The following is a 1,657-nucleotide window of genomic DNA, read 5'->3' as shown; positions in this document are numbered from 1 at the left end:
AAGAGTAAAGCCAAGCCTTTGTCTTGATTGAAATCAGAGTGGAACACAGAACGTTTCCGCCGCCTATGGCGGCAGAAACGTTTTTAGTTACCTTTGCTGTAGGCATAAGAAGCAAGCCGTTTTTTTCTTGGGTTTTCAATCCCACAAAAGAGTATGGCTCCTTGTCCTGCGAATCGAAGATTGGTCGTCAGAGGCCGTATAGAAGAATGCTCATCGACAGGACATGGCTTATGCCATTTATCCATCAACAAGAGTAACGATATTACCATGGCAAAGAAAGCAAAAAAAGTCAAGAGCGCCAAAGGTGCGGAACTTCGGATAGTCAATCCCGATGCGGCTGGGATAGACATCGCGGACGGTATCATGCAGGTCTGCATCCCTGCTGACCGCTCCAAGGACAACAACCGTGCGTTCGGAGCATATACATCCGACCTGCATGCCATCTCGGCATGGCTTAGGGAATGTGGCATAAAGACAGTCGCAATGGAATCCACCGGGGTGTACTGGATACCGCTGTTCTGTCGTCTTCAGGAGGACGGGCTGGATGTCGTATTGACCAACGCAAGGGATGTGAAGAACATAACGGAGAGGAAAACCGACGAGTCGGATGCCGAATGGCTGATGTTGCTGCACCAGTACGGGTTGCTCAAGGCAAGTTTCCAACCGCACAACGACGCCAAACGGATGAGGACACTTACCCGTCATCGTGACACCCTCTCCCGTGAAGCCTCAAGCATGGTCCTGCGTATGCAGAAAGCCATGCAGCAGATGAATATAAAACTTACGCTTGTCCTGTCTGACATCACGGGAAAATCCGGCATACGTATCATCGAGGCCATTCTTGCAGGTGAACGTGACCCCAAGAAACTTGCGGAATTGGCTGACATCCAGTGCAAAACCCCGAAAGAGGAAATAGCCAAGGCACTTGAGGGCAACTGGGAAGAAGACCTCATGTTTGTCCTCAGACAAAACTATGATACTTTCAAACATTATTGTACCCAACTTGGCGAGTGCGATGCAGAACTGGAGAAACTCATGGAAAACTACCGTGCGGAGGTTGCCAAAGTGGAAGATACTTCATATAGCCCGGCAAAAAAACGCCGCGATTATAAAAAGACCAGGCATACCGTGAGCTTCGACGTGGAAAGGAAAGCATACGAAATGTGGGGAGTGAACGTTTTTGAGATACCGGGCATAAGCCACCTGACCGCACTTGAACTGATGAGTGAACTGGGGCACGACTTTACCCGGAAGTTCCCGTCTTCCAAACAGTTCTGCTGTTGGTGCAACATCTCACCGAACACCAAGATATCAGGAGGAAAAAGAATATCAAGCCACGTGCCACACCGTCGGAACAATGTCGGGTTGATTTTTAGAAGTATCGCTTCTTCGCTCGCCAATGCGAAGAACCAATTGGGGAACTTCTACCGCAGAATACGTTCACGGGCCGGAGGTAAAGCCGCAGTCATTGCCACTGCCCACAAGGTAGCCGAGATATTCTTTGCCATGGTTGCAAACCAAACAACTTATAATCCGGAAAGAGTAGGTATAGACGAGAAAGTATTACTCGAAAAACGGATTACAAGATACAAACGTGAATTAGAACGAATTACAGGCACACATATAGAAATTGGCAATGCATGTGTTCCATAGAAGA

General features: G+C 48.3%; 1 protein-coding gene. It reads left to right on the top strand.

Translation table 11 applies throughout. The features are described from left to right. Positions 1-153 precede the first annotated feature (153 nt). Positions 154-1,653, top strand: coding sequence for an IS110 family RNA-guided transposase (locus NBH07_RS22420; protein WP_081415341.1), 1,500 nt, complete (start codon positions 154-156; stop codon positions 1,651-1,653). Positions 1,654-1,657 lie beyond the last annotated feature (4 nt).

The organism is Parabacteroides sp. B2-S-102 (assembly GCF_023656665.1).
Lineage (GTDB): Bacteria > Bacteroidota > Bacteroidia > Bacteroidales > Tannerellaceae > Parabacteroides > Parabacteroides distasonis.
Note: the sequence above shows the minus strand (reverse complement) of the source record. Positions and strands in the feature narration are given on the sequence as shown.

Coding starts and splice junctions, on each gene's coding strand:
- NBH07_RS22420 (WP_081415341.1), top strand. CDS start 154: ATGGCTCCTTGTCCTGCGAATCGAAGATTGGTCGTCAGAGGCCGTATA.